Origin of the sequence: Pseudomonas sp. BRM28, assembly GCF_002939405.1 — a bacterium.
Lineage (GTDB): Bacteria > Pseudomonadota > Gammaproteobacteria > Pseudomonadales > Pseudomonadaceae > Aquipseudomonas > Aquipseudomonas palmensis.
This window is the reverse complement of record NZ_PEFV01000001.1, coordinates 40,551-65,812: the sequence shown is the minus strand read 5'-3', so window position 1 is coordinate 65,812 and position 25,262 is coordinate 40,551. Positions and strand designations below refer to the sequence as shown.

Sequence of the window (25,262 nt, the reverse complement as noted above, 5' to 3'; positions counted from 1 at the left end):
GTTGCGGGGCCCCGATGAGGCCGTTCCGCCCCGGCCGGGTGCCGACCCTGGTGGTGATGTTGCTGCTGCCGGGGCTGATTGCGCTGGGCTGCTGGCAGCTGGGGCGCGCCGCCGAAAAGCGCGAGTTGCTGGCCACCTATGCAGAGCGCCGGGTGGCAGCGCCCCTGGCCAGCGAGCAGCTGGCGCAGGCGAGCGACCCGGCCTATCGCCGGGTGCACCTGTATGGCCGTTTCGACCGCACCCACAGTGTGCTGCTCGACAACCGCCTGCGCGACGGCCAGGCCGGGGTCGAGCTGCTGCAACCCTTTCACGACCAGGCCAGCGGCCTGTGGCTGCTGGTCAATCGCGGCTGGCTGCCCTGGCCCGACCGGCGTGTGGCGGTGCAGTTCAGCACCCCCGAGACACCGCTTGCCCTGCAGGCCTGGGTATATGTGGCGCCGGGCAGCACCTTCCAGTTGCACGCCGACCCGCAAGGGGGCCGCTGGCCGCACCTGCTCACGGCGGTGGATGCCGCGCAGCTGTGGCCGCAACTGGGCCGCGAGGGCTTTGCCCATGAACTGCGCCTGGAACCGGGCCCGGCCAGCTACCGGCTGGACTGGCCAGTGGTAGCGATGGGCCCGGAGAAACACCTGGGCTACGCCGTGCAATGGTTTGCCCTGGCCGCGGCGCTGGTTGCGCTGTACCTCTATTTCGGCTGGCACAACGACAAGGAGAACCACCATGGGCGCCGTCATGCATCCATCCGGCACGTCTGAAGTGCCGCGCCGTCGTTGGCGCGGGCGGTTGCAGCTGATTCTGATCCTGCTGGTGGTGGTGGGGCCGATGATGCTCGCCACCGGCATGTACAAGCTGCAGTTCTGGGTGCCGGAAAGCCGCAGCTACCACGGCGAACTGATCGGCAACGGCCAGGGCCGCGCCGAGCTGGGGGTCGCGACCGACGAGGCGCGCTGGCAACTGCTGGTCAGCACCCCTGGTGACTGTGACGCAGACTGCCAGCAACTGGTGTACCTGGCGCGCCAGGTACAGATCGGCCTTGGCCGCGACGCCGCCCGTGCCAGCCACGCGCTGGCCGCCGGGCAACCGTTGAGCGAGGCGTATCAGGCCAGGCTTGCGCGCGAGTACCCGCAACTGCAGCGCTATGCGCTGGAGCTGGCGCAGTACAGCAGGGCCGCCGGGGGCCTGAAGGGCGCGCAGCTGTGGATCGTCGACCCCCACGGCAACCTGGTGTTGCGCTACGACGCACGGGTCAAGGGCAAGGACCTGCTCAACGACCTGCGCCATCTGCTCAAGCTGTCCAACATCGGCTAGGAGGCACGCACCATGGCCAGACCTGGATACCGCCTCGCCGTGTTCGCCACCTTCCTCGCGCTGGTGGTGGTGCTGCTGGGGGCCTATACCCGCCTGACCCACGCCGGCCTGGGCTGCCCCGACTGGCCGGGCTGCTACGGCTTCATCAGTGTGCCCAAGACCGAGGCGCAACTGGCACATGCCGAACGTCACTACCCGGACACGCCGGTCGAGGCCCACAAGGGCCGCAACGAGATGGTGCACCGTTATTTTGCCGGCACCCTGGCGCTGGTGATCGCCATGCTGGCGGTGCAGGCGCTGCGTCGGCACGGGCACAACGGCCAGCCGTACCGCCTGCCGCTGCTGCTGTTGGCGGTGGTGTTCTTCCAGGCCGCGTTCGGCATGTGGACGGTCACCCTCAAGCTGTGGCCGCAGGTGGTCACGGCGCACCTGCTGGGCGGCTTTGCCACCCTGAGCCTGCTGTTTCTGCTGAGCCTGCGCCTGTCGCGCGCGTTCATGCCCCTGCCCGGCCTGCCGCTGCGGCTAAGGCGCCTGGCGGCACTGGCGTTGCTGCTGGTGATCGGTCAAGTCGCCCTGGGCGGCTGGGTGAGCGCCAACTATGCCGCGGTGGCCTGCGTCGACCTGCCGACCTGTCACGGCCAGTGGTGGCCCGAGGCGGATTTTGCCAACGGCTTTCACCTCACCCAGCACATCGGCCCCAACTACCTGGGCGGACAGCTCGACAGCGAGGCGCGTACCGCCATCCATATCACCCACCGCCTGGGGGCGCTGCTGGTCACGCTGGTGTTGCTGACCCTGGCCTGGCAGCTGCACGCTATCGGTCTGCGGCGCCTGGCCAGGCTGGTGCTGCTGGCGCTGGCGGTGCAGGTGGGGCTGGGCATCAGCAATGTGGCGTTCGGGCTGCCGCTGGCGGTGGCGGTGGCGCACAACGCCGGTGGCGCGGCGCTGCTGCTGACGCTGGTGCTGGTCAACTACCGCACGCGCCTGGCCACGCAGCCCAAGGCGCGCAGGGTCAGCCAGGGCTGGCGCCTGACGCCGCTGCGCCCGGTGGGCGTGATGCATTATCTGGGAGAGAACCCATGGCAACGCTTCTGAACCCCGCGCGCCAGCAGGCGCTGTGGCGCGACTACCTGGAGCTGACCAAGCCCAAGGTGGTGGTGCTGATGCTCATCACCTCGCTGGTGGGGATGTTCCTGGCCACCCGCGCGGGCGTGCCATGGACGGTGCTGGTGTTCGGCAACCTGGGCATCGGCCTGTGTGCGGGCGCAGCGGCGGCGGTCAACCATGTGGTGGACCGGCGCATCGACGCACTGATGGCGCGCACCCACAAGCGGCCGCTGGCCGAGGGGCGCGTCGCACCGCTGGCGGCGCTGGCGTTCGCCTTGCTGCTGGCGGTGCTGGGCATGGTGCTGCTGCTGAGCTTCACCAACGCACTGACCGCCTGGCTGACCCTGGCCTCGCTGCTGGGCTATGCGGTGCTCTACACCGGCTTTCTCAAGCGGGCCACGCCGCAGAACATCGTGATCGGCGGGCTGGCCGGGGCGGCGCCGCCGCTGCTGGGCTGGGTGGCGGTGACCGGGCATGTGGGCGCCGAGCCCCTGTTGCTGGTGCTGATCATCTTCGCCTGGACTCCGCCGCACTTCTGGGCCCTGGCCATCCATCGCAAGGAGGAGTACGCCAAGGCCGATATCCCGATGCTGCCGGTGACCCACGGCGAGCACTACACCAAGCTGCACATTCTGCTGTACACCGCCGCCCTGCTGGCGGTGAGCCTGTTGCCTTACGTGATCCACATGAGCGGGCCGCTGTACTTGGCGTGCGCCGTGGTGCTGGGCGGGCGCTTCCTGCACTGGGCCTGGGTGTTGTACCGTGGCAGTCGGCCGCACGCGGCGGTCAGGACCTTCAAGTACTCTATCGCGTACCTGTTCCTGCTGTTCATCGCGCTGCTTGTTGACCATTACCTACTGTTGAACCTATGACTCGAACCCAGAAAACCGTTTTCATCCTCGTTGCCCTGGTCGCACTGATTCTCGGGCTTACCATCAACAAGGTGCTGAGCAATCGCAGCCAGGGCGACCCCACGGCGCTGATCGATGCCGGGATCATCCTGCTGCCGCAGAGCCGCCAGGTGCCGGCGCTGCAGATGACCGACGAGAACGGCCAGCCGGTGGTGCTGGACCAGCTCAAGGGCAAGTGGTCGCTGCTGTTCTTCGGCTACACCTTCTGCCCGGACATCTGCCCGACCACGCTGGCGCAACTGCGGCAGGTCAAGAGCGAGCTGCCCAAGGAGGCGGTGGACCGTCTGCAGGTGGTGCTGGTGAGCGTCGACCCGAACCGGGATACACCGGCGCAGTTGAAGACGTACCTGGGCTACTTCGACAAGGATTTTCGCGGGGTGACGGGGTCGCTGGAGGATACGCAGAAGCTGGCCAATGCGGTGAGCATCCCGTTCATTCCGGCCGATACCAGCAAGCCGAACTACACGGTCGATCACAGTGGCAACCTGGCGCTGCTCGGCCCGGATGGTACCCAGCGCGGGTTCATTCGGGCGCCGTTCAACAACCAGAAGCTGGTGGCGCAGTTGCCGGTGCTGGTCAAGCGCGACTGAAAGCTTCGCGGGTCAAGCCCGCTCCCACAGGTACATCCCTGGTTTCAAGGGCGGTGGAGAACTAGTGGGAGCGGGCTTGACCCGCGATGGGCTGCGTAGCAGCCCTTGGCATTTCTGAATCAGAACGCTGGCTTGACCGCGCCCTTGTACTTCTCTTCGATGAACTTCTTCACTTCAGGCGTGTGCAGTGCTGCTACCAGCTTCTTCACCGCGTCCGAATCCTTGTTGTCCTCGCGGGTCACCAGGATGTTCACATAAGGCGAATCGCTGCCTTCGATGACCAGGGCGTCCTTTTCAGGGTTGAGCTTGGCTTCCAGCGCATAGTTGGTGTTGATCAGCGCCAGGTCGACCTGGGTCAGCACGCGCGGAATGGTGGCAGCTTCCAGCTCACGGAATTTCAGGCCCTTGTCGTTGCCGGTGATGTCCTTCACGGTCGACAGGATGTTGGTGTTGTCCTTGAGCTTGATCACGCCAGCCTTGTCCAGCAGCAGCAAGGCACGGCCGCCGTTGGTGGCGTCGTTGGGGATGACCACGGTGGCGCCCGATGGCAGTTCGTCGAGCTTCTTGAGCTTGTTCGAATAGGCGCCCAGCGGCTCCAGGTGCACGCCGGCAACGCTGACCAGGTGAGTGCCCTTGGCCTTGTTGAACTCGTCCAGGTACGGCTGGTGCTGGAAGAAGTTGGCATCCAGGCGCTTCTCGGCCACCTGCACGTTGGGCTGGACGTAGTCGGTGAACACCTTCACCTTCAGGTCCACGCCTTCCTTGGCCAGCGCCGGTTTGACGAACTCGAGGATCTCGGCGTGCGGTACCGGGGTGGCGGCAACAGTCAGGGTCTCGGCCGCGTGGGCAGAGAAGGCCGCGACGGCGGCAACAGCAGCAAGCAGTCTTTTCATCTAATCGCTCCTTGTGAGGGCCGTTCCGGCCCCCGGCGCGTCGGCGTGGCCGACCCTTGGTTACTTACGGGAAAAATGCACAACCAGTTTGTCGCCGACACTCTGCAGAACTTGAACCAGCACCAGCAGCAGTACCACGGTGACTACCATCACGTCGGTCTGAAAGCGCTGGTAGCCGAAGCGGATGGCCAGGTCACCCAGCCCGCCGGCACCCACCACACCCGCCATCGCGGTGTACGACACCAGGGTGATGGCCGTCACGGTGATGGCTGCGAAGATGCCCGGCCGCGCTTCGGGCAGCAGGGCGTTCATGATGATCTGGCGCGTGGTGGCCCCCATCGACTGGGTGGCCTCGATGATGCCGCGGTCGACCTCGCGCAGGGCGGTTTCCACCAGTCGCGCGAAGAACGGCGTGGCACCGACCACCAGTGGCGGGATGGCCCCGGCCACGCCCAGCGAGGTGCCGGTGATGAGCACGGTGAACGGGATCATCACGATCAGCAGGATGATGAACGGCAGCGAACGCAGCACGTTGACCACCAGCGACAGCAGCGCATACACGCGCTTTTCTTCGAACAGCTGGCGCGGGCCGCACAGAAACAGCAGCACGCCCAGTGGCAGGCCCAGCAGTACGGTGAACAGCAGCGAGCCGAACAGCATGATCATGGTATCGATCGTGGCCAGCCAGATTTCGGCCCAGTCGATGTTGGCAAAGAAACTCAGGGCGTCCATCAGCGCAGTACCTCCATATGAACATCTGCCGCAATGAAGCGGGCAAATGCCGCCTCGATGTCGCCACCGGTGATGGCCAGGGTCAGTTGACCGTAGGGGGTGTCCTTGATGCGGTCGATACGCCCGGCGAGGATGCTGTAGTCCACCCCGGTTTCACGGGCCACGGTGCCCAGCAGCGGCGCATAGGTGGCGTCGCCCTGGAAGGTCAGGCGCACGATGCGCCCCGGTACATGGGCAAAATCGTCGCGCTGTTCGCTTTCGTCGACCTGCTCGTCTTCCTGCACGAAACGCTTGGTGGTCGGGTGCTTGGGGTGCAGGAACACCTGCGCCACCGGGCCCTGCTCGACGATCTGCCCGGCGTCCATCACCGCCACCTGGTCGCATACGCGGCGGATCACGTCCATCTCGTGGGTAATGAGCACGATGGTCAGCTTCAGCTCGCGGTTGATCTCGGCCAGCAATTGCAGCACCGAGGCGGTGGTTTGCGGGTCCAGGGCGCTGGTGGCTTCGTCGCACAGCAGGATCTTGGGCTTGGTGGCCAGGGCGCGGGCGATGCCGACGCGCTGCTTCTGGCCGCCGGACAGCTGTGCCGGGTACTTCCTGGCATGCTCGCTCAGCCCTACCCGGGCCAGCAGCTCGCCGACGCGCTGGTCGATCTCGGTGCGTGACATGCGCCCGGCCAGGGTCAGCGGCAGCGCCACGTTGTCGGCCACGGTCTTGGAGGCCAGCAGGTTGAAGTGCTGGAAGATCATCCCGACCTGCTGGCGGAAGCGGCGCAGGTCGTTGGCGTTGAACGCCGTGACGTCTTCGCCGTCGACGATGATCTTGCCGCCGCTGGGGGCCTCGAGGCGGTTGATCAGGCGCAGCAGGGTACTTTTGCCGGCACCGGAATGGCCGATCAGACCGAACACCTGGCCGTCTTCGACGCGCAGGCTGGTCGGGTGCAGTGCGGGAATGTCCCTACCGGCGACGCGGTAGGTTTTATGGACTTGTTGAAACTCGATCACGTAGCGAACCTTGTGGGGCGCATGAAATAGGGTCAGCTGTTAGCCGGGGGGCGCATTTTAGCCTGTTCGTATATAGGTTCTTAGCATTTATTTCGTGTTTGACCAACGCTTGAGGAATAACGCGATCAGTGGTTGCTCGCTGGTCATTCGAAAGGAACGCCCGGCACTCCTGTCAGTCACTACCTGAAGAGCCCCATCCAGGGGCCCCGCGTACGATGATGAGGAGTTGCAGACCCATGCCCAGCAAGAAGAATGCGCCCCAGGAAAGTCAACTCGCCGGCGCCCAGACGCCCGACAAGGCCAACACCAACGCCAAGCTCCAGAGCCTGGAGCCGTTTCGCAGCGATGCCACCGGCCAGGCGCTGCGCACCAACCAGGGGGTCAAGGTTGCCGACAACCAGAACACCCTCAAGGCCGGTGACCGCGGCCCCTCGCTGCTTGAAGACTTCATCATGCGCGAGAAGATCACGCATTTCGACCATGAGCGCATTCCCGAGCGCATCGTGCATGCCCGCGGCACCGGCGCGCATGGCTACTTCCAGGCTTACGAGTCGCATGCCGCACTGACCAAGGCCGGCTTCTTGCAGGACCCGGACAAGATCACCCCGGTGTTCGTGCGCTTCTCCACCGTGCAGGGGCCGCGTGGTTCGGGCGACACGGTGCGCGACGTGCGCGGCTTTGCCGTCAAGTTCTTTACCGATGAGGGCAACTTCGACCTGGTTGGCAACAACATGCCGGTGTTCTTCATTCAGGACGCGATCAAGTTTCCCGACTTCGTGCATGCGGTCAAACCCGAGCCGCACAACGAGATCCCCACCGGCGGTTCTGCCCACGACACCTTCTGGGACTTCGTCTCGCTGGTGCCCGAGTCGGCGCACATGGTGATCTGGGCGATGTCCGACCGCGCGATACCGAAAAGCCTGCGCACCATGCAGGGCTTTGGCGTGCACACCTTCCGCCTGATCAACGCCGAAGGCGTGGCCAGTTTCGTCAAGTTCCACTGGAAGCCCAAGCAGGGTGTGCATTCGCTGCTGTGGGACGAGGCGCAGAAGCTGGCGGGCAAGGACACTGACTATCACCGCCGCGACTTGTGGGAAGCGATCGAGACCGGCAACTACCCGGAATGGGAACTGGGCGTGCAGATCGTGCCCGAGGCCGACGAGCATAAGTTCGAGTTCGACCTGCTCGACCCGACCAAGATCATCCCAGAAGAGCTGGTACCGGTGACACCGCTTGGCAAGATGGTGCTCAACCGCAACCCGGACAACTTCTTTGCCGAAATCGAGCAGGTGGCGTTCTGCCCCGGTCATATCGTGCCGGGCATCGACTTTTCCAACGACCCGCTGCTGCAGGGCCGGCTGTTCTCCTACACCGACACGCAGATCAGCCGCCTGGGTGGCCCGAACTTCCACGAGATCCCGATCAACCGGCCCGTGGCACCCAACCACAACGGCCAACGCGATGCCCAGCACCGTACCACCGTGCACAAGGGCCGGGCGTCCTACGAGCCCAACTCCATCGATGGCGGCTGGCCGAAGGAAACCCCGCCGGCGGCGCAGGATGGCGGCTTCGAGACCTACCCCGAGCGCATCGAGGCGCACAAGGTGCGCCAGCGCAGCCCCTCGTTCGGCGATCACTTCTCCCAGGCGCGGCTGTTCTTCCAGAGCATGAGCCCGACCGAGCAGGAGCACATCATCAGTGCCTACAGCTTCGAGCTGGGCAAGGTGGAGCGCGAGCATATCCGTGCCCGCGAGGTGAACGAGATTCTCGCCAACATCGACCTCAAGCTGGCGGCGCGGGTAGCGCAGAACCTTGGCCTGCCGGCGCCCAAGGCCGGCACCGTGGACGTCAAGCCACAGTCGCTCAAGGCTTCGCCGGCGCTGAGCCAGATGAACCTGCTGGGCGAAGGCATCAAGGGGCGCAAGGTGGCGATTCTGGTGGCCGATGGCGTGGATGCCACGCTGGTGGACCCGCTGGTGAAGGCGTTGCAGGCCGAGAGCGCCCAGGGCGTGCTGCTGGGGCCGACCTCGGCGCCGGTGAAGACCGCTGCCGGCAAGACCCTGGCAGTAGATGCCTCGATGGAAGGCATGCCGTCGGTGGTGCTCGATGCGGTATGGATCGCCGGTGGCAAGGCCAGCCTGCAGGCCCTGAGCGGCGATGGCGTGGCGCTGCACTTCGTGCTGGAGGCCTACAAGCACCTCAAGCCGCTGGGTACCGACAGCGATGCCAAGGCCGTGCTCGACAAGCTGGGCCTCAAGGCGGATGAAGGCATGGTGGTGGGCAGCGATCAGAAGGCCTACAAGGCGTTGATCGCGGCGATTGCCAAGCACCGGGTGTGGTCGCGGGAAGCGGCCGCCAAGGCCATTCCGGCGTAGTCAAAAAGGCCGGCTCCTGCAGGAGCCGGCCTTGCCGGCGAAGAAGGCACCGCCGACATCACTCGGCGCGCCGCGGCGTAAGCACCACCTGCGCCTGCTGGTTGCGATGAATCTCGTGGGCCTGCTGCAAGGCGAAGCTCGCATCGCGCTTGCTTACCCGCTTGGCCAGCAAGGTCTGTAGCCACGGCGCGTCATCACGGCGCGGCACCTGGAACACCACGTCACACTGGTAATTCACTACATCGGTGGCGATGTCATCCAGTTGTCGGCGAAGTTCTTCTATTTTCGTGATTTTCAACGCCACTACGGTGCTCGGCGCCGTGGGGTCGATGACTTTTGCCGGCGGCTTGGTTTCCGCCGCCTTGAGCGCGGCCTCGGCCTTGTCCAGCTCGGCCTTGCGCGCCTGGGTGATGGCACCATTCACGCCGCCGGTCAGCGCCGGGGCCTTGGGCATCAGCGCACGGGCACGTGCCAGCGCGGTGGCTGCGGCATTCACATCGCCCTTCTGCAGCACGATCTGGCTGCGCTGCAGGTAGGCTTCGGCCAGCTGGCGCTGCATGGGTTCGAGGCGTGCATCGTCCGGCGACTGGGCCTGCAAGGTGGCCAGCTGGTCTTCGGCGGTGGCCAGCTCGCTGCTGGCGATGTTCTGCTCCAGCAGCTGCCAGGCATCGGGCTGCGCGGGCGGCGGCGGGTCGACCGGCGCGCTGGAACAGGCGGCCAGCAGCACGGAAAACGCGGCAAGGAGCAGATAACGGGAGGCGAACGGCTTCATTCCTGCGACTCTCTATTTGCGCAAAAAGCGAGCAAGTCTACACCCAGCGCGCTGGCGCGAAAATAACTCTTCAGGATGTAGCGGCGATTAAAATGTCGCAGGGCGCGACCCTGTCGGCCGCACCCTGCCCATGGGGCTGCGCGCTCAGCGCCGGGGCAGCGCCAGGCTCACCAAGAATAGCACTGCCGCACACACCACGATGGATGGGCCGGCCGGGGTGTCCTTGAACCACGACAGGGCCAGCCCGCCACACACCGCCACTACGCCGATCAGGCTGGCGCCCAGCGCCATCTGTTCCGGCGAGCGCGCATGCCGCTGTGCGGCTGCGGCGGGGATGATCAGCAGCGAGGTGATCAGCAGCACGCCGACGATCTTCATCGCCACCGCGATCACCACCGCGATCAGCAGCATCAGCGCCAGGCGCAGCGCAGCCACCGGCAGGCCTTCGACCCGGGCCAGTTCCTCGTGCACGGTCACCGCCAGCAGCGGACGCCACAGCGCCACGATCAGCAACAGGACCAGCGCACTGCCGCCCAGGATCCACGCCAGGTCGCCCGGGCTGATCGCCAGCAGGTCGCCGAACAGGTAGGCCATCAGGTCGATGCGCACATCGTGCATGAAGCTCAGCACCACCAGGCCCAGCGACAGCGTGCTCGGCGCGAGAATCCCCAGCAGGGTGTCGGAGGCCAGCGGCTGGCGCTGCTGCAGGGTCACCAGCAACAGCGCCAGCAACAGGCAACCGACGGTCACCGCCAGCGTCGGGCTGACGTCCAGCACGAAGCCCAGGGCCACGCCCAGCAGCGCCGCGTGGGACAGCGTGTCGCCGAAATACGCCATGCGCCGCCACACCACGAACGAGCCCAGCGGGCCCGCCACCAGCGCCAGGGCCAAGCCTGCAAGCAGGGCATACAACAGAAAATCAGCCATGCTTGCAGTGGTCTCCGTGCACATGCCCGCCAGGGGCCGGTGTGACCACCGACCCGTGCAGGTCGTGGGCGTGGTCGTGATGATGGTGGTAGATCGCCAGGCTTGGCGCGTTGTTGCCGAACAGCTCGACGAAGGCCGGGTCGCCGCTGACCTGCTCCGGGTGGCCCGAGCAGCACACGTGGCGGTTGAGGCACACCACCTGATCGGTGGTGCTCATCACCAGGTGCAGGTCGTGGGAAACCATCAGCACGCCGCAGCCGTAGCGGTCGCGCAGGCGCGTGATCAGGCTGTAGAGCTCGGCCTGACCGGCCACGTCGACGCCCTGTACCGGCTCGTCGAGCACCAGCAGTTCTGGCTTGCGCAGCAGCGCGCGGGCCAGCAGCACCCGCTGCATCTCGCCGCCGGACACGGTCTGGATGGGGCTGTCGATGACGTGTTCGGCGCCCACTTCGTTGAGGGCCGCCAGTGCTGTCTTGCGGTCCACGCCCGGCACCAGGCGCAGAAAGCGCAGTACCGACAGCGGCAAGGTGGCGTCCACCTGGATCTTCTGCGGCATGTAGCCGATGCGCAGTCGCGGCTTGCGCCATACGCTGCCGGTATGCGGCGCCAGCAGGCCGAGTACGGCGCGTACCAGGGTGGTCTTGCCGGCGCCGTTGGGGCCGATCAGGGTCACGATCTGCCCGGGCTCCACGCACAGGTCGATGCTGTCGAGCACGGCCTGGCCGCCGAAGGTGACGCCCACCTGCTCGAGGCGGATCAACGCGTTGCTCATCAGGCGCTCCGGCAGGTGCCGCACAGACCGACCACTTCGACGGTCTGGGTCTCGACACTGAAACCCACATCATTGGCGCTGGCCACGATGGCGTCGCTGATGGAGGCTTGCTCCAGTTCGATTGCCACGTGGCATTGGCGGCAGATCAGGAACTGGCCCTGGTGGGCATGCTCGGGGTGGCTGCAGCCCATGAAGGCATTGAGCGACGCGATGCGGTGCACCAGGCTGTTTTCCAGCAGGAAATCCAGTGCGCGGTACACGGTGGGCGGTGCGGCGCGGCGGCCGTCCTGCTCGCTGAGCACGGCAAGGATGTCGTAGGCGCCCAGCGGCTTGTGGCTTTGCCATACCAGCTCCAGCACGCGGCGGCGCAGGGCGGTCAGGCGCAGGCCCTGACGCGCGCACAGCGCATCGGCCTCGGCCAGCGCGCTGTGCACGCAGTGGGAGTGGTCGTGGGGACGGTTGGCCAGCGGGGTATTGGGCATGGGCAGCGACGGTTCTGTTGAGAGACGTTATTATGTTACCCGTTCCTGCCCCGATGAGTGCCTATCGTGTCCCGATTTTTTGCCCTTTTTGTCGCTTTTGTCACAAGCAGCCTGTTGATGACCCCGGCGCAGGCCGAGGTTCAGGTGCTGACCAGCATCAAGCCGCTGCAGCTGATCGCCGCAGCGGTGCAGGACGGTGTCGGTACGCCGGATGTGCTGCTGCCACCGGGCGCTTCGCCGCACCATTACGCCTTGCGCCCTTCCGATGTGCGCAAGGTGGGCCAGGTGGACTTGCTGTACTGGATCGGCCCGGACATGGAGGGTTTTCTGCCCCGTGTGCTGGGTAGCCGCAGCAAGCCGACGGTGGCGGTGCAGAGCCTGCCGGGCCTGACCTTGCGCCATTTCGGCGAGGACAGCCATTCCCACGCGCAAGACGCCGACGAGCACGACCATGACCACCGCCCAGGCAGCCTGGATGCGCACCTGTGGTTGTCGTCGGTGAACGCGCGGGTGATTGCGGCGAAGATGGCGGCGGACCTGGGCGCGGCCGATCCGCAGAGCCAGGCGCGCTACACCGCCAACGCCAAGGCATTCGGCGAGCGCCTGGATGCCTTGGATGCGCGACTCAAGGCGCGGGTGAGCGCTGTTGCGGGCAAGCCGTACTTTGTCTTCCATGAAGCCTTCGATTACTTCGAGGCGGCCTACGGGCTCAAGCACACCGGCGTGTTCAGTGTGGCGGCGGAGGTGCAGCCGGGCGCGCAGCACGTGGCCGCGATGCGCAAGCGCCTGCAGGAAGTGGGCAAGACCTGTGTATTCAGCGAGCCGCCGCTACGCCCGCGGCTGGCCGAGACGCTGACAGCGGGGTTGCCGGTGACGCTGGCCGAGCTGGATGCGCTGGGCGGCACGATGCCAGCGGATGCCAATGGCTATGAGCGGTTGCTGGAGAACCTGGGCAATGGGTTGGCGGGGTGCCTGGAAAAGCTCTGACCCACCGATCTGTAGGAGCCGGCCTTGCCGGCGAAGGGCTGCGCTGCAGCCCAACGGCTCCGCCGGCAAGGCCGGCTCCTACCTGGAGTGGCTCAGTTACAACGCGAACGGCAGGGCGATGTCCACCTGCCGACGCGCCGCCAGGCGCACCTCGAAATCCGCCGGGTCGTGAATCAGCACGTCCATCCCGGCAAACGACTCGGCCGCAATCAGCCGCGACAGCCAGAACCGCACGCAGGCCACCCGCAACATCACCGGCCACAGGTGTGCCTCGGCTGCGGTGAACGGGCGCAGCGCGGCATACGCACCGAGCAACGCCCGCGCCCGCGGCGGGTCGATCTGCCCGGCATCGTCGCAGCACCAGTCGTTCAGGGTGATCGCCAGGTCATACAGCATCGGCCCGGAGCACGCATTGTAGAAATCGATCAGCCCGGTCAGGTGGGTGCCTTCGAACAAGGCGTTGTCGCGGAACAGGTCGGCGTGCAGGTTGGCCCGCGGCAGCGCCATGATCTGGCCCTGGTGCGCGACGATCTCGTCCAGGCAGCCCTGCAGCAGCGCCTGTTGCGTCGGGTTCAGGCGCGGCATCAGTTCGGCGCCGGTCGCCAGCATCCAGTCCAGGCCACGGTCGGTCTTGCGCTCCAGCACCTTGTGCTGGGTCGCGGTGTGCAGGTGGCCGAGCAGTTCGCCCACCTGTACGCAATGCTGGTTGTTCGCCACCTTGATGTGCTTGCCCGGCAGGCGCGGCTGCAGCAGCGCCGGCTTGCCGGCCAGCTCGCGCAGGGCCACGCCGTCGCGGGTGCGCAGCGCATAGGGCACCGGCAGGTCGGCCTCGTGGAGCACGTCGAGCAGTTCGATGAAGAACGGCAGGTCCTGGATCGGCCCGCGTTCGACCAGTGTCAGCACGAACTCACCCTGTTCGAGGCTGACGAAGAAGTTGCTGTTCTCGGTGCCGGCGGCAATTCCCTGGAAGTCCCGCAGGCGACCCAGTCCATAGGGCGCCAGAAAGGTTTCCAGCTCGGGCCGGGTCAGTGGGGTGAAGACAGACATGGTCAAAAACTGCTCATTCGGGCACTTCCCGCAGGAAGTGCCAGGTGGATGGTAGGGGCCCGCATTACCACTCGAAGATTTTCCAGGAAGGAATCAGCATGTCGGGTTGGTCGGAACGGATGAAGTTGCCTTCCGAGCCGTCTGCGCGCACCAGAAAGTAAGGCTTGCCCCCTTTGGGGGTGACCTTGATGGCATACAGGAAACCGTTCTGGCGGTATTCCTGGATGGTCTTGTCGCCTTCCGTGCGAATGGTTACATCCGGATCGGCCGAAGGCGCTTCATCCGCCGCATTGGCTACCAGTGGAGCGGCAGCCAACACACCGAGCAGCAACAGGCGATTTAGTCTACGCATGATAACCTTGTCCCTTTGTCGTCAATGTTCCGGACATTCTAGCGCCGGGCCCGTTGAAAAGGTTGATTCTGCTCATGAGCCAAGCTCCCCTCGTCCTGGTGGACGGTTCGTCCTACCTGTACCGCGCGTTCCACGCGCTGCCACCGCTGACCAACTCCAAGGGCATGCCCACCGGCGCGGTGAAGGGTGTGCTGAACATGCTCAGGAGCCTGCGCAAGCAGTACCCGGACAGCCCCTTCGCGGTGGTGTTCGACGCCAAGGGCGGCACCTTTCGCGACGAGATGTACGCCGAGTACAAGGCCAACCGGCCGAGCATGCCCGACGACATGCGTGTGCAGATCGAGCCGCTGCACGCCAGCGTCAAGGCGCTGGGCTTCCCGCTGCTGTGCGTGGAGGGGGTCGAGGCCGACGACGTGATCGGCACCCTGGCCCGCAGCAGCGCCGCGGCGACCCGCCCGGTGGTGATCTCCACCGGTGACAAGGACATGGCCCAGCTGGTGGATGCGCACATTACCCTGGTCAATACCATGTCGGGCTCGTCGATGGACATCGAGGGCGTGAAGGAGAAGTTCGGCGTCGCACCCGAGCAGATCATCGACCTGCTGGCGCTGATGGGCGACTCATCCGACAACATCCCCGGGGTCAAGGGCGTGGGCGAGAAGACCGCCGTCGGCCTGCTGGTGGGCGTCAATGGCGGTATCAAGGAGCTGTACGAGAATCTCGACCTGGTGCCGAGCCTGCCGATCCGCGGGGCCAAGACCCTGCCGGCCAAGCTGCTGGAGCACAAGGAGCTGGCGTTCCTGTCGTACCAGCTGGCCACGATCAAGGTCGACGTGCCGTTGGAGGTCGGGCTGGACGACCTGCACCTGGGCGAACCTGACCGCGAAACGCTGCTGCAGCTGTACACCGAACTCGAGTTCAAGGGCTGGATCGACGAAGTTCAGCGCGAGAACAAGCGCCTGGAGCTCGCCCCGCCCCCTGCCGCCACACCCGACGCCGAGGCGCCCCCGGTGGCCGTTGCCGAGCCGGTAGCCCCTGTCGAGGCCGCCTATGAAACCATTCTGGACAAGGCACGTTTCGACGTGTGGCTGCAAAAGCTCAAGGACGCCGAGCTGTTCGCATTCGATACCGAAACCACCGGGGTCGATGCACAGCAGGCCCAGCTGGTCGGCCTGTCGTTTGCGGTCAAGCCCCATGAGGCCGCCTACATCCCGCTGGCACACGACTACGAAGGCGCCCCGCAGCAGCTGGACCGCGAGCTGGTGCTGAACGCGCTCAAGCCGCTGCTGGAAGACCCGAACAAGGCCAAGGTCGGGCAGCACGCCAAGTACGACATCAACATCCTGGCCAACTGCGCGGGCATCACCGTGCGTGGGGTGGCCTTCGACACCATGCTCGAATCCTATGTGCTGAATTCCACGGCCACCCGCCACGACATGGACAGCCTGGCCAAGAAGTACCTGGACCACACCACCATCGGCTTCACCGACATTGCCGGCAAGGGTGCCAAGCAGCTGACCTTCAACCAGATCCACCTGGACAAGGCCGGCCCCTACGCCGCCGAAGATGCCGACATCACTCTGCGCCTGCACCACAAGCTGCACGCCGAGCTGGCGGCGCTGCCAAGCCTGGCCAGTGTGCTGAGCGATATCGAGATGCCGCTGGTGCCGGTGCTGGCGCGTATCGAGCGCGAGGGCGCGCTGGTGGATGCCGACCTGCTCAGGATCCAGAGCGGCGAGCTGGGCGACAAGATGGACGCGCTGGAGCGCGAAGCCATCGAGCTGGCGGGCGAGCCGTTCAACCTGGGTTCGCCCAGGCAGCTGGGCGCCATCCTTTATGACAAGTTCGGCCTGCCGGTACTGAAGAAGACCCCCAAGGGCCAGCCGTCGACGGCTGAAGAAGCCCTCGAGGCGCTGGCCGAGGAAGGCTTCCCGCTGCCCAAGGTGCTGATGCAGTACCGCTCCATGAGCAAGCTCAAGAGCACCTACACCGACCGCCTGCCCGAGCAGATCAACCCGCGTACCGGGCGTATCCACACTTCCTACCAGCAGGCGGTGGCTGCCACCGGCCGCCTGTCGTCCAGCGACCCGAACCTGCAGAACATCCCGGTGCGTACCGCCGAGGGCCGGCGCATTCGCCAGGCCTTCATCGCGGCGCCCGGCTACAAATTGCTGGCGGCGGACTACTCGCAGATCGAGCTGCGCATCATGGCCCACCTGGCCAAGGACGAAGGCCTGCTCAGCGCCTTCCGCAACGGCCTGGACGTGCACACTGCCACCGCGGCCGAAGTGTTCAAGGTGGAGCTTGGCGACGTGACCTCCGACCAGCGGCGCAGCGCCAAGGCGATCAACTTCGGCCTGATCTACGGCATGGGCGCAAAGAAGCTGGGCAAGGACATCGGCGTCGACAGCAAGACGGCCAAGGCCTACATCGACGTGTACTTTGCCCGCTACCCGGGCGTGCGCGACTACATGGAGCGCACCCGCAAGCAGGCGGCCGACCAGGGCTACGTGGAAACGCTGTTCGGGCGGCGCCTGTACCTGCCGACCATTCACTCCAACCGTCCGCAGGAGCGCGCTGGCGCCGAGCGTACCGCGATCAACGCGCCGATGCAGGGCACCGCAGCTGACATCATCAAGCGCGCCATGGTCACGGTGGACAACTGGCTGGCGAGCACTGCGCTGGATGCCCGGGTGATCCTGCAGGTGCACGACGAACTGGTGCTGGAAGTGCGCGAGGACCTGGTGGAACAGGTGGCGCAGGAGATTCGCGTGCACATGAGCGGTGCCGCGCAGTTGGATGTACCGCTGGTGGTGGATGTGGGCGTGGGGGCGAACTGGGACGAGGCGCACTGAAAAGCGTGCTTGATGCCTACCAAAAACAGAAATCTGCTGCGGCATAAGGTCGCGGCAATTTCTGCTTTTTCGGCCTATGGAAAATAGTTTCCCGCGCCGAGGAACTAAACCGGTGAACCACGACTCAGAGTAACTGAATGGCTGGTGAAGCCCTTCGATGCTCCTATGTTGTGTTAAGTGTTGGCAGATATCTGGACCCCGCCCTAGCGGTCCGGAACTTGAACCCCGAACTTCCCCCTCCCCATACGAAGTCCGGGGTTTTTTTTGCCCGGCATTTGCCGGGCAGCCCTTATTCTGCGGGCTTGTCCGGCAGTTGCAGCCAGCGAGCCAGTACCGTGTAGGCCTCTTCCAGCCCCTGGCGCTTGGGCGCCGAGAACAGCTGGATAGTCACGCTGTCGCCCCACCCCTTGCGGATTTCGGCCTGTACCTTGAGCAGCGTGCCCTTGGCCGCGCCGAAGGTCAGCTTGTCGGCCTTGGTCAGCAGGATGTGCATCGGCATGCCGCTGGCCACGGCCCAGTCGAGCATCATCTTGTCAAAGTCGGTCATGGGATGGCGCACGTCCATCATCAGGATCAGGCCCTTGAGGCTCTCCCGGCTGCCCAGGTAGGCCTCCAGGTGGCGCTGCCAGTGCTGCTTGAGCGGGATCGGCACCTTTGCATAACCATAGCCCGGCAGGTCGACCAGACGCCGATCGTCGTCCAGACTGAAGAAATTCAACAGCTGGGTACGCCCCGGGGTTTTCGAGGTGCGCGCCAGGCTCGCGTGGGTCAGGGTGTTGAGGGCGCTGGACTTGCCGGCGTTGGAGCGGCCGGCAAAGGCCACTTCGAAACCTTCGTCGTCCGGGCACTGGTCGACTTTGGCGGCACTGAGGGCGAATTTGGCCTGCTGGCAGAGTCCGAGGATGGGGTTTTTGACTTGCATGGTATTTCCGATTGGGCGTTGCTCGAGGGGCTCTCGGCAAGCGGTGTCGTTTCCGTTTCAGGCACGGGAGTATATAATGCCCCAGTTTTTGTGTGCGCATTATCCCAGCGTAGGAGGATGTGCACGGGAGCTGCTTGACCAAGCTTGCGCAGTAGACGCAGTGCAGCCCCAACCCTGAAAGGGTCGTATTCGGCGCTCAGGCTACACAGGATCCCTACAGCGTGGAAGTCACGCCTGACATAAGGGACCGCAGAGGCTGTCGAAGCAGCTCCCCAGGGTTTCAAGGCTATGCCGCCGCGTGGTTTGTGCATGGACTGCAGTAACGAGGACGATCAGGCCACCCTGACCGGGTGAGTCAACAAGACAGGTTGCCTCGATACATAACTCTTTCACCCTTAGCCGTAGTTGGATTAGCTGATGAACAAACTATTCGTGAGTCTGCTGTTGACCTTAGGCATCACCGGGGCTGCCAACGCTGCCGGCAATATCGTTGGGGATGCTGCTGCCGGTCAGGCAAAAACCGCTGTATGTGGCGCGTGTCACAACCCCGACGGCAACAGCATGGCGCCGAATTTCCCGAAACTGGCCGGCCAGGGCGAGAAATACCTGGAGAAGCAACTGCACGACATCAAGTCGGGCAAACGTACCGTGCTGGAAATGACCGGCATGCTGGCCGCGTTCAACGATCAGGACCTGGCCGATATCGCGGCCTATTTCGCCAGCCAGAAAGGCAGCGTGGGCGCCGCCGACCCGGCGCTGGTCGAGCGTGGTCGCGCACTGTTCAACGGCGGTGATCTGGAAAAAGGCCTGCCGGCCTGCACCGGTTGCCACTCGCCCAACGGCGCAGGCATTGCCGCCGCCGGCTTCCCGCACCTGGGTGGTCAGCACGCAAGCTACGTGGCCAAGCAGCTGACGGACTTCCGTGAAGGCAACCGCACCAACGATGGCGATGCCACCACCATGCGCACCATCGCCAGCAAGCTGAGCAACAAGGACATCGACGCGTTGTCCAGCTACATCCAGGGCCTGCACTGAGCCCCGGTTTAACGCTGGGTTAATACAGCGGCGCAAAAATGAAAAGGGTGGCCCGGGCCACCCTTTTTTGTGCCCGCTGCCGTTACACTAACGAACTCGGGCCTGCCCCGGCCTGTCTGAACCCAGGTCGCGACGAGGCGACACATCACTGCTCAGGAGTAACGCATGCGTAATCTGATTCTCGGCGCCGCGCTGGTCGCCGCCAGCGCCTTCGGTATGACGGTCCAGGCCGCAGACCCTGTGATCGCCGGCAAGGAATATGTCGAGCTGAGCAACCCGGTACCGGTGTCCCAGCCTGGCAAGATCGAAGTGGTCGAGCTGTTCTGGTATGGCTGCCCGCATTGCTACAGCTTTGAACCGACGATCAACCCGTGGGTCGAAAAGCTGCCTGACGACGTGAACTTCAAGCGTATTCCCGCCATGTTCGGCGGGCCATGGGACGCCCACGGGCAGATGTTCCTGACCCTGGAAGCCATGGGCGTGGAGCACAAGGTGCATGCGGCCGTGTTCGATGCCATCCAGAACCAGCGCAAGCACCTGACCAAGCCTGAAGAGATGGCCGACTTCCTGGCCACCCAGGGTGTGGACAAGGACAAGTTCCTGGCCACCTTCAACTCGTTCGCCATCAAGGGACAGGTCAACCAGGCCAAGGAACTTGCCAAGCAGTACAACATCAAGGGCGTTCCGAGCATGGTCGTCAACGGCAAGTACACCTTCGACCTGGGCACCGCAGGTGGCCCGAACGGCGTACTGAACGTTGCTGACCAACTGATTGCCAAGGAACGCGCCGCCAAATAAGAGGCGAAACTATGCGCCGCTGGAAATCCGAGCGCCTCGTCGGCCTGCACGAACCGCAGGTCAACGAGCACCATATCGATGCAAGTGGTCTACCGTCCGACGGTCGCTTGCGTCTGCTCAGCTTCAATATCCAGGTAGGCATCAGCACCGAGCGTTACCGGCACTACCTGACCCGCAGCTGGCAGCACCTGCTGCCGCACATGGGGCGTGCCGGCAACCTGCAGAAGATCGGCAACCTGCTGGGCGACTTCGACCTGGTGGCCCTGCAGGAAGCCGACGGCGGCAGCCTGCGCTCGGGCTACGTCAACCAGGTTGAACACCTGGCGCAACTGGGTGCTTTCCCCTACTGGTACCAGCAGCTCAACCGCAACCTCGGGCGCCTGGGCCAGCACAGCAACGGCGTGCTCAGCCGCCTCAAGCCGCAACTGCTCGAAGACCACCCGCTGCCCGGCCCGGCCGGCCGCGGTGCGATCCTGGTGCGGTTCGGTGAAGGCGAGGATGCGCTGGTGGTGGTGATGATGCACCTGGCGCTTGGCGCGCGAACCCGTGCCCTGCAGCTGGGCTATATCCGCGAGCTGATCGGCGGCTATCGTCACCAGGTGCTGATGGGCGACATGAACACCCATGCCACCGACCTGTTGCAGCACTCCCCGCTGCGCGACCTGGGCCTGATTGCGCCGCAGGTCGAAGCGACCTTCCCCAGCTGGCGACCACAGCGTTGCCTTGATCATATTCTGCTCAGCCCGAGCCTCACCCTGGAACGGGTCGAGGTGCTGTCCCAGCCGATTTCCGACCATCTCCCCGTGGCGGTCGAGATTCGTTTGCCTGATGCCCTGACTGTCGATACCCTTCCGGCCTTGCGTTAGTCCCCTTATCTGCGGACCTTGGCATGACCGACGAAGCTCAACGCTGGAAAGAAAAATACCTCAAGAGCATCGAGCAGCAGGAAAAGCTCGAACGCCGGTGGGACGCCCGTCTCGACCTGCTGCGCCGCGGCCTGGTGCGCAGCACCCTGGCGGCCGAAGGCAGCGACCGCGCGGTAGACCAGTGCATGAAGGAAATGCGCGAGGTCATCCGTACCGACAACATGGACGCCGCCCTGGCCGGGTTGATCCCGCGTCTGGAAAAGGCCGTGCTCGATTCCGAGCAGCGCCGTGAAACCCGGATCGCCCAGGTAGGCACCGCGCTCAACGCGCTGGTGGCCCAGTTGCAGAAGCTGCCGTTGCCCAGCGAGGTCAGCCGACCGCTGAAGAAATTTGCCAAGCAGCTGGATGCGCGGGCCAGCCAGTCACGCGAGATGCCGTTGCTGCTGAGCGAGCTCAGTGGCTTGCAGGGCAAGGCGCTGGCGGTGCTGGAGCACCCAGAAGAGGCGAGCAAGCCGGGGTTTCTGCAGCGCTTGTTTGGCGGGCGTGAAGAAGAGACGCAGGTCGCTCAACCCGAAACGCAGGCCCTGGAGCCGGTGGCGCAAGCAGCGGTCGAACCTGTGCATGAGCAGCCTGCGCCGGCTGCGGCGGATGTGGATGAACTGCAGCCGTTGCCCGAGCCCCAAGCCTTGGTCGACACAGAGGACGCCGAGGCTGCTGCGCAGCCCATCGCCGGCAATGCCGGCTCCTACACTGTAGGCGCCAGCCTTGCTGGCGAAGAGGCCCCAGCGCTCACACCGCCACCCACGCCTGCCCCGGTGCTGACCGAGCACGCGGACGCTGTCGAAGTCGATGGGGCACCCGAACCCACCCCTGAAGAACTCCTCTACGCCCTCCCCGACGGCACCGAGCCTTCCTATAGCTCCGTCGCCACCCATATCGAGCAGACCCTGCTCGGTTTGCTCGACGACCTGACCCTGCCCGAACGCCACAAGCCCCAGGCCCTGGCGGTGCGTCAGCGCCTGGAGCACGGGCTGAACTGGTACGAGCTGCTGCCGGTGCTGGATGACCTGGCGGTACTGATGCTGGCCATCACCGACAGCGGCCAGCATGAATTCGAAGCCTACCTGCAACAGCTCAACGAGCGCCTCGAGACGTTCCAGAGCCACCTGCAGGAGGCCAGCGAAGGGCATGCCGACAACAGCTCCGTCGCCCGCGACCTCAATACCCAGCTGCGCGAACAGGTCGACGGCCTGCAAAGCAGCGTGCAGGGCGCTGCCGACCTCGACAGTCTCAAGCACATCCTCGAGAACCGCCTCGAGGGCCTGCTCGGCACCATGGACGAGCACCAGCATCAGCGTGACCTGCGCGAGCAGGAACTGGCCAGCCGCCTGCAAGGCCTGGCCGAGCGGGTCGCGAGCATGGAGCAGGAAGCCCTGGGCTACCGCGAGCACCTTGAAGAACAGCGCCAGAAGGCCCTGATCGACCCGCTCACCGGCTTGCCCAACCGCGCCGCCTGGGCCGAGCGCCTGGAGCAGGAAATGCTCGCCTGGCAGGAAAACGGCGGCCACCTGCTGATGGCCATGCTCGACCTCGACCACTTCAAGCGCATCAACGACAGCTACGGCCACCAGGCCGGCGACAAGGTGCTCAAGATCGTTGCCAACGAGCTGCGCAAGCGTCTGCGCAGCCGCGATTTCATCGCCCGCTTCGGCGGCGAGGAGTTCGTCCTGCTGGTGCCGCAGACCGCGCTGGGTGGCGGCATCGAGCTGGCCGAGACGCTGCGCGGCGCCATCGAAGCCTGCCCGTTCCACTTCAAGGGCGAACGGGTGACCATCACCCTGTCCATCGGCATCACCGCGTTCCGCTCCGGCGAGCGCAGCGACGCAGTGCTCAAGCGCGCCGACGAGGCGCTGTACCGCGCCAAGCACCTGGGTCGCAACCGCGTCGAACAGGGGTGAACGGGTTTGCGCAGGATACGTTATGCTATTGCATTACCGACTGCCCAGGCCCTGCCCCATTTCCATGAAAGCCTTCCTTACCGCGCTTGTGATGCTGACATTGGCCGGTTGCGCCACCGGCCTGAAGATCGACCGTAGCCACCCCTCGGTCAACCAGGACAACCGCATCCAGTTCGTGGTGCTGCATTACACCAATGCCAACCTCGAGCGCTCGCTGGCCCTGCTGACCCACGGTGAAGTCAGCAGCCATTACCTGATCGGCGACAACCCGGCGACCATCTATCAGCTGGTGGATGAAAGTCGTCGCGCCTGGCATGCCGGCGACAGCCAGTGGGAGGGCCGGACCTGGCTCAACTCCACTTCCATCGGCATCGAGATCGTCAACCCGGGCTTCACCGACACCCCCACCGGGCGCGTGTGGCACCCCTACAGCGAGGCGCAGATCCAGGCGCTGATCGTACTGCTCAAGGATATCGTGCAGCGCAACGGCATCCAGCCGCGACACATCATCGGCCACAGCGACATCGCGCCCCTGCGCAAGCTCGACCCGGGCCCGATGTTTCCCTGGAAACGCCTGGCCGACGCCGGCCTTGGCGTCTGGCCCAACGCTCAGGCGGTGGCGCAGCAGCGCGCGCGCTTTGACGTCAACCCGCCAAGCATCACCTGGTACCAGCAGCAACTGGCGCGCTTTGGCTACGCCATCGAGCAGACCGGCGAGCTGGACGTGAGCACCCGGCATGTACTGGCAGCGTTCCAGATGCGCTTTCGGCCACAGCTGTTCGACGGCCAGCCGGATGCCCAGACTGCCGCGATTCTGCAGGTGCTGAACAGCCAGCGCTGAGCGGTACCGCCCAACGGGCAGGCTGATTCGTCCGGCAGTTGCTATACCTCATGGTATTCAACGGGATGATTCTTGATGTCGCCTGCCCTTGCCACGTTGCGTCGCCTCCTCTATCGACCCTGGCTGCTGGCCACGCTTGCGGCCACGGCGAGTGCAACCCTGTTGCTGCTGGCCAGCCTCGGCGTGGCCATGCACCAGGTGCAGCAGCGCGAAAGCGCGCAGATGAACGCCAAGGGCGAGCGCTTTCTCGAACGCCTGGAGCAGATCTTCGGCCAACTGCGCGAAAGCGTCGACGCCCTTCAGGCACAGCCCCTGCGCGGGTGCAGCAGTGCGATGCAGGCAGCCTTGCAGCAGGTGACCTTCGACAACCGCTTCGTGTTCGAGGCCACTTACCTCGACGGCACGCAGTCGTGCTCCAACCGGCTGGGCAGCAGCAACTTCGACCCGCTGCGGGCACCGGACATCCAGGGCCCCACCTACAGCTACTGGCTCAATACCACCACCGAACCCGACGACAACCGCGCCGCACTGGTGCTGGGGCGTGGGCACTTTCGCGTGTCGACGTCGCGCGGGCACCTGACCGACGTGGTCGACCTGCCGCCCGGTGGCAGCCTGCTGGTGGTGCTCGACCACGGCGCGCGTGCCGTGCCGGTCCTGGGCCCGGAGCAGCCTTGGCCGCCCGGCGACCAGTGGCCGCCACCGCCCAGGGTGGACCTGATGGAACTGCCCGATCGCCTGGTATACCGCATGCCCACCAAATCGCCTGACTACCAGCTGGTGCTGATCACCCCGCGCGAAAGCCTGTCGCTGAAGATGAACGGCGTGCTCTGGCTGCTGTTCCCCGGCAGCCTGCTGCTGGCCTGGTGCATCGGCTGGCTGGTGCTGCAGCTGGTGCGCCAGAGCCGTTCGATGAGCTCGGAGCTGCAGGGCGCGCTGCGCCGTGGCGAAATGCAGGTGCTGTATCAGCCGATCTTCGAGCTGGCCAGCCGGCGCTGCGTGGGCGCCGAGGCCCTGGTGCGCTGGCGTCGCCCCGACGGCACGCTGACCAGCCCCGACCTGTTCATCCCGCTGGCGGAGAACACCGGGCAGATCCGCCAGATCACCGACTTCGTGCTGCAGCGTGTGCTCGAACAGCTGGGCCAGCTGCTGCGCGCCAACCGCCAGTTGTATATCTCGGTGAACCTGGCGGCGTGCGATGTGATGGTGCCGCGCATCGGCCGGGTGGCGGCGCGCCTGCTGGCCTTGCACCATGTGTCGGCCAGCCAGATCGCCTTCGAGGTCACCGAGCGCGGGCTGATCGACGTGGTGGTGGCGCGGGACAACCTGCAGGCCTTGCGGGCGGTGGGGCACCAGGTGCTGATCGACGACTTCGGTACCGGCTATTGCAGCCTGGCCTACCTGCAGACCTTGCCGGTGGACTGCCTGAAGATCGACAAGGCGTTCATCGATGCTCTGGGGCACGACGCGGCCAGCAGCGGCGTGGCCCCGCACATCATCCGCATGGCCCACGCCCTGCAGTTGCGGGTGATCGCCGAGGGTATCGAGTACGAGGACCAGGCGTTGCTGCTCAACAGCGAGGGGGTCAACTATGGCCAGGGCTGGTTGTTCGCGCACCCGCTCAGTGCGCGCCAGTTCGTCGAGCTGGTGACCCGGGGGCGGCGGCTGGGGCCGCGGCGGATCGATGACGAGGCGTAGCGCCCCTTCGCCAGCAAGGCTGGCGCCTGC

24 protein-coding genes and 1 pseudogene are annotated in these 25,262 nt (G+C 65.3%); 15 read left to right on the top strand and 10 right to left on the bottom strand.

All coding sequences use genetic code 11. From position 1 onward, the window contains the following. Positions 1 to 14: 14 nt before the first annotated feature. From CR917_RS00300 to CR917_RS00280, 5 genes are read left to right on the top strand one after another with little or no spacing between them, the layout of a single operon-like run. Positions 15 to 755, top strand: a complete 741-nt coding sequence (locus CR917_RS00300) for an SURF1 family protein (protein ID WP_054916032.1) — start codon at positions 15 to 17, stop codon at positions 753 to 755. Then, positions 721 to 1,308: a hypothetical protein gene (locus CR917_RS00295; RefSeq protein WP_058541993.1), complete on the top strand. Its 588-nt coding sequence runs from the start codon at positions 721 to 723 to the stop codon at positions 1,306 to 1,308. The genes CR917_RS00300 and CR917_RS00295 overlap by 35 nt, the downstream gene beginning before the upstream one ends. A 12-nt stretch (positions 1,309 to 1,320) precedes the next feature. Then, positions 1,321 to 2,403: a heme A synthase gene (locus tag CR917_RS00290; protein WP_058541994.1), complete on the top strand. Its 1,083-nt coding sequence runs from the start codon at positions 1,321 to 1,323 to the stop codon at positions 2,401 to 2,403. Then, positions 2,388 to 3,287: a heme o synthase gene (cyoE, locus tag CR917_RS00285; protein ID WP_104571741.1), complete on the top strand. Its 900-nt coding sequence runs from the start codon at positions 2,388 to 2,390 to the stop codon at positions 3,285 to 3,287. The genes CR917_RS00290 and cyoE overlap by 16 nt, the downstream gene beginning before the upstream one ends. Further along, positions 3,284 to 3,916: an SCO family protein gene (locus CR917_RS00280; protein ID WP_104571740.1), complete on the top strand. Its 633-nt coding sequence runs from the start codon at positions 3,284 to 3,286 to the stop codon at positions 3,914 to 3,916. Before cyoE ends, CR917_RS00280 begins: the two co-directional genes overlap by 4 nt. A gap of 119 nt (positions 3,917 to 4,035) precedes the next feature. Here the strand turns inward: CR917_RS00280 and CR917_RS00270 are convergent, their stop codons facing one another. From CR917_RS00270 to CR917_RS00260, 3 genes are read right to left on the bottom strand one after another with little or no spacing between them, the layout of a single operon-like run. Further along, on the bottom strand, positions 4,036 to 4,809 hold the full coding sequence (locus tag CR917_RS00270; RefSeq protein WP_043862287.1) for a MetQ/NlpA family ABC transporter substrate-binding protein: 774 nt from the start codon (positions 4,807 to 4,809) through the stop codon (positions 4,036 to 4,038). A 60-nt stretch (positions 4,810 to 4,869) separates the two neighbouring features. Further along, positions 4,870 to 5,541, bottom strand: a complete 672-nt coding sequence (locus tag CR917_RS00265) for a methionine ABC transporter permease (protein WP_043862288.1) — start codon at positions 5,539 to 5,541, stop codon at positions 4,870 to 4,872. Further along, complete coding sequence (locus tag CR917_RS00260; RefSeq protein WP_104571738.1) at positions 5,541 to 6,548, bottom strand: methionine ABC transporter ATP-binding protein; 1,008 nt, start codon at positions 6,546 to 6,548, stop codon at positions 5,541 to 5,543. Before CR917_RS00260 ends, CR917_RS00265 begins: the two co-directional genes overlap by 1 nt. A gap of 218 nt (positions 6,549 to 6,766) precedes the next feature. Here CR917_RS00260 and katE point away from each other — a divergent pair, with 218 nt between their 5' ends. Further along, complete coding sequence (katE, locus tag CR917_RS00255) at positions 6,767 to 8,923, top strand: catalase HPII (protein WP_104573130.1); 2,157 nt, start codon at positions 6,767 to 6,769, stop codon at positions 8,921 to 8,923. 58 nt (positions 8,924 to 8,981) lie between these two features. Here the strand turns inward: katE and CR917_RS00250 are convergent, their stop codons facing one another. The 4 genes from CR917_RS00250 to zur form a co-directional block, all read right to left on the bottom strand. Further along, on the bottom strand, positions 8,982 to 9,695 hold the full coding sequence (locus tag CR917_RS00250) for a PA5502 family lipoprotein (protein WP_104571737.1): 714 nt from the start codon (positions 9,693 to 9,695) through the stop codon (positions 8,982 to 8,984). Between the two features lie 144 nt (positions 9,696 to 9,839). Then, positions 9,840 to 10,622: a zinc ABC transporter permease subunit ZnuB gene (gene znuB / locus CR917_RS00245; RefSeq protein WP_043862292.1), complete on the bottom strand. Its 783-nt coding sequence runs from the start codon at positions 10,620 to 10,622 to the stop codon at positions 9,840 to 9,842. After that, positions 10,615 to 11,394, bottom strand: coding sequence for a zinc ABC transporter ATP-binding protein ZnuC (znuC, locus tag CR917_RS00240; protein WP_043862293.1), 780 nt, complete (start codon positions 11,392 to 11,394; stop codon positions 10,615 to 10,617). Before znuC ends, znuB begins: the two co-directional genes overlap by 8 nt. Continuing rightward, a complete protein-coding gene (gene zur / locus CR917_RS00235; protein ID WP_043862294.1) occupies positions 11,394 to 11,876 on the bottom strand; it encodes a zinc uptake transcriptional repressor Zur in 483 nt (160 codons plus the stop codon). Before zur ends, znuC begins: the two co-directional genes overlap by 1 nt. A gap of 66 nt (positions 11,877 to 11,942) precedes the next feature. Between zur and CR917_RS00230 the strand changes: the two genes are divergently transcribed. Further along, positions 11,943 to 12,863, top strand: coding sequence for a zinc ABC transporter substrate-binding protein (locus tag CR917_RS00230; RefSeq protein WP_104571736.1), 921 nt, complete (start codon positions 11,943 to 11,945; stop codon positions 12,861 to 12,863). A gap of 96 nt (positions 12,864 to 12,959) precedes the next feature. Here the strand turns inward: CR917_RS00230 and CR917_RS00225 are convergent, their stop codons facing one another. After that, positions 12,960 to 13,910: a homoserine kinase gene (locus CR917_RS00225; protein ID WP_100634956.1), complete on the bottom strand. Its 951-nt coding sequence runs from the start codon at positions 13,908 to 13,910 to the stop codon at positions 12,960 to 12,962. Between the two features lie 64 nt (positions 13,911 to 13,974). Beyond that, a complete protein-coding gene (locus CR917_RS00220) occupies positions 13,975 to 14,262 on the bottom strand; it encodes a DUF2782 domain-containing protein (RefSeq protein WP_043862296.1) in 288 nt (95 codons plus the stop codon). A 74-nt stretch (positions 14,263 to 14,336) separates the two neighbouring features. Between CR917_RS00220 and polA the strand changes: the two genes are divergently transcribed. Beyond that, positions 14,337 to 17,117, top strand: coding sequence for a DNA polymerase I (gene polA / locus CR917_RS00215; RefSeq protein WP_100634941.1), 2,781 nt, complete (start codon positions 14,337 to 14,339; stop codon positions 17,115 to 17,117). 289 nt (positions 17,118 to 17,406) lie between these two features. On the opposite strand, the gene yihA is transcribed toward polA, so the two are convergent. Continuing rightward, complete coding sequence (gene yihA / locus CR917_RS00210) at positions 17,407 to 18,039, bottom strand: ribosome biogenesis GTP-binding protein YihA/YsxC (protein ID WP_054916024.1); 633 nt, start codon at positions 18,037 to 18,039, stop codon at positions 17,407 to 17,409. Between the two features lie 267 nt (positions 18,040 to 18,306). Between yihA and CR917_RS27965 the strand changes: the two are divergent. The 7 genes and pseudogenes from CR917_RS27965 to CR917_RS00180 all read left to right on the top strand — a co-directional run. Next, positions 18,307 to 18,393: pseudogene (locus CR917_RS27965) on the top strand (cytochrome C); the annotation flags it as partial. A gap of 63 nt (positions 18,394 to 18,456) precedes the next feature. Next, positions 18,457 to 19,074: a cytochrome c gene (locus tag CR917_RS00205; RefSeq protein WP_043862299.1), complete on the top strand. Its 618-nt coding sequence runs from the start codon at positions 18,457 to 18,459 to the stop codon at positions 19,072 to 19,074. A gap of 165 nt (positions 19,075 to 19,239) precedes the next feature. Continuing rightward, positions 19,240 to 19,872, top strand: a complete 633-nt coding sequence (gene dsbA / locus CR917_RS00200) for a thiol:disulfide interchange protein DsbA (RefSeq protein WP_043862300.1) — start codon at positions 19,240 to 19,242, stop codon at positions 19,870 to 19,872. A gap of 11 nt (positions 19,873 to 19,883) precedes the next feature. Beyond that, on the top strand, positions 19,884 to 20,738 hold the full coding sequence (locus CR917_RS00195) for an endonuclease/exonuclease/phosphatase family protein (protein ID WP_043862301.1): 855 nt from the start codon (positions 19,884 to 19,886) through the stop codon (positions 20,736 to 20,738). A 23-nt stretch (positions 20,739 to 20,761) separates the two neighbouring features. After that, positions 20,762 to 22,696, top strand: coding sequence for a GGDEF domain-containing protein (locus CR917_RS00190; RefSeq protein ID WP_104571735.1), 1,935 nt, complete (start codon positions 20,762 to 20,764; stop codon positions 22,694 to 22,696). A gap of 64 nt (positions 22,697 to 22,760) precedes the next feature. Continuing rightward, positions 22,761 to 23,537: an N-acetylmuramoyl-L-alanine amidase gene (locus CR917_RS00185; protein WP_043862303.1), complete on the top strand. Its 777-nt coding sequence runs from the start codon at positions 22,761 to 22,763 to the stop codon at positions 23,535 to 23,537. 75 nt (positions 23,538 to 23,612) lie between these two features. Next, complete coding sequence (locus tag CR917_RS00180; protein ID WP_043862304.1) at positions 23,613 to 25,232, top strand: EAL domain-containing protein; 1,620 nt, start codon at positions 23,613 to 23,615, stop codon at positions 25,230 to 25,232. Positions 25,233 to 25,262 lie beyond the last annotated feature (30 nt).

Excerpts from the sequence above, each read along its gene's own strand:
- CR917_RS00300 (WP_054916032.1), top strand. The coding sequence starts at position 15 with ATGAGGCCGTTCCGCCCCGGCCGGGTGCCGACCCTGGTGGTGATGTTG.
- CR917_RS00295 (WP_058541993.1), top strand. The coding sequence starts at position 721 with ATGGGCGCCGTCATGCATCCATCCGGCACGTCTGAAGTGCCGCGCCGT.
- CR917_RS00290 (WP_058541994.1), top strand. The coding sequence starts at position 1,321 with ATGGCCAGACCTGGATACCGCCTCGCCGTGTTCGCCACCTTCCTCGCG.
- cyoE (WP_104571741.1), top strand. The coding sequence starts at position 2,388 with ATGGCAACGCTTCTGAACCCCGCGCGCCAGCAGGCGCTGTGGCGCGAC.
- CR917_RS00280 (WP_104571740.1), top strand. The coding sequence starts at position 3,284 with ATGACTCGAACCCAGAAAACCGTTTTCATCCTCGTTGCCCTGGTCGCA.
- CR917_RS00270 (WP_043862287.1), bottom strand. The coding sequence starts at position 4,809 with ATGAAAAGACTGCTTGCTGCTGTTGCCGCCGTCGCGGCCTTCTCTGCC.
- CR917_RS00265 (WP_043862288.1), bottom strand. The coding sequence starts at position 5,541 with ATGGACGCCCTGAGTTTCTTTGCCAACATCGACTGGGCCGAAATCTGG.
- katE (WP_104573130.1), top strand. The coding sequence starts at position 6,767 with ATGAGGAGTTGCAGACCCATGCCCAGCAAGAAGAATGCGCCCCAGGAA.
- CR917_RS00250 (WP_104571737.1), bottom strand. The coding sequence starts at position 9,695 with ATGAAGCCGTTCGCCTCCCGTTATCTGCTCCTTGCCGCGTTTTCCGTG.
- znuB (WP_043862292.1), bottom strand. The coding sequence starts at position 10,622 with ATGGCTGATTTTCTGTTGTATGCCCTGCTTGCAGGCTTGGCCCTGGCG.
- znuC (WP_043862293.1), bottom strand. The coding sequence starts at position 11,394 with ATGAGCAACGCGTTGATCCGCCTCGAGCAGGTGGGCGTCACCTTCGGC.
- zur (WP_043862294.1), bottom strand. The coding sequence starts at position 11,876 with ATGCCCAATACCCCGCTGGCCAACCGTCCCCACGACCACTCCCACTGC.
- CR917_RS00225 (WP_100634956.1), bottom strand. The coding sequence starts at position 13,910 with ATGTCTGTCTTCACCCCACTGACCCGGCCCGAGCTGGAAACCTTTCTG.
- CR917_RS00220 (WP_043862296.1), bottom strand. The coding sequence starts at position 14,262 with ATGCGTAGACTAAATCGCCTGTTGCTGCTCGGTGTGTTGGCTGCCGCT.
- polA (WP_100634941.1), top strand. The coding sequence starts at position 14,337 with ATGAGCCAAGCTCCCCTCGTCCTGGTGGACGGTTCGTCCTACCTGTAC.
- yihA (WP_054916024.1), bottom strand. The coding sequence starts at position 18,039 with ATGCAAGTCAAAAACCCCATCCTCGGACTCTGCCAGCAGGCCAAATTC.
- CR917_RS00205 (WP_043862299.1), top strand. The coding sequence starts at position 18,457 with ATGAACAAACTATTCGTGAGTCTGCTGTTGACCTTAGGCATCACCGGG.
- dsbA (WP_043862300.1), top strand. The coding sequence starts at position 19,240 with ATGCGTAATCTGATTCTCGGCGCCGCGCTGGTCGCCGCCAGCGCCTTC.
- CR917_RS00195 (WP_043862301.1), top strand. The coding sequence starts at position 19,884 with ATGCGCCGCTGGAAATCCGAGCGCCTCGTCGGCCTGCACGAACCGCAG.
- CR917_RS00190 (WP_104571735.1), top strand. The coding sequence starts at position 20,762 with ATGACCGACGAAGCTCAACGCTGGAAAGAAAAATACCTCAAGAGCATC.
- CR917_RS00185 (WP_043862303.1), top strand. The coding sequence starts at position 22,761 with ATGAAAGCCTTCCTTACCGCGCTTGTGATGCTGACATTGGCCGGTTGC.
- CR917_RS00180 (WP_043862304.1), top strand. The coding sequence starts at position 23,613 with ATGTCGCCTGCCCTTGCCACGTTGCGTCGCCTCCTCTATCGACCCTGG.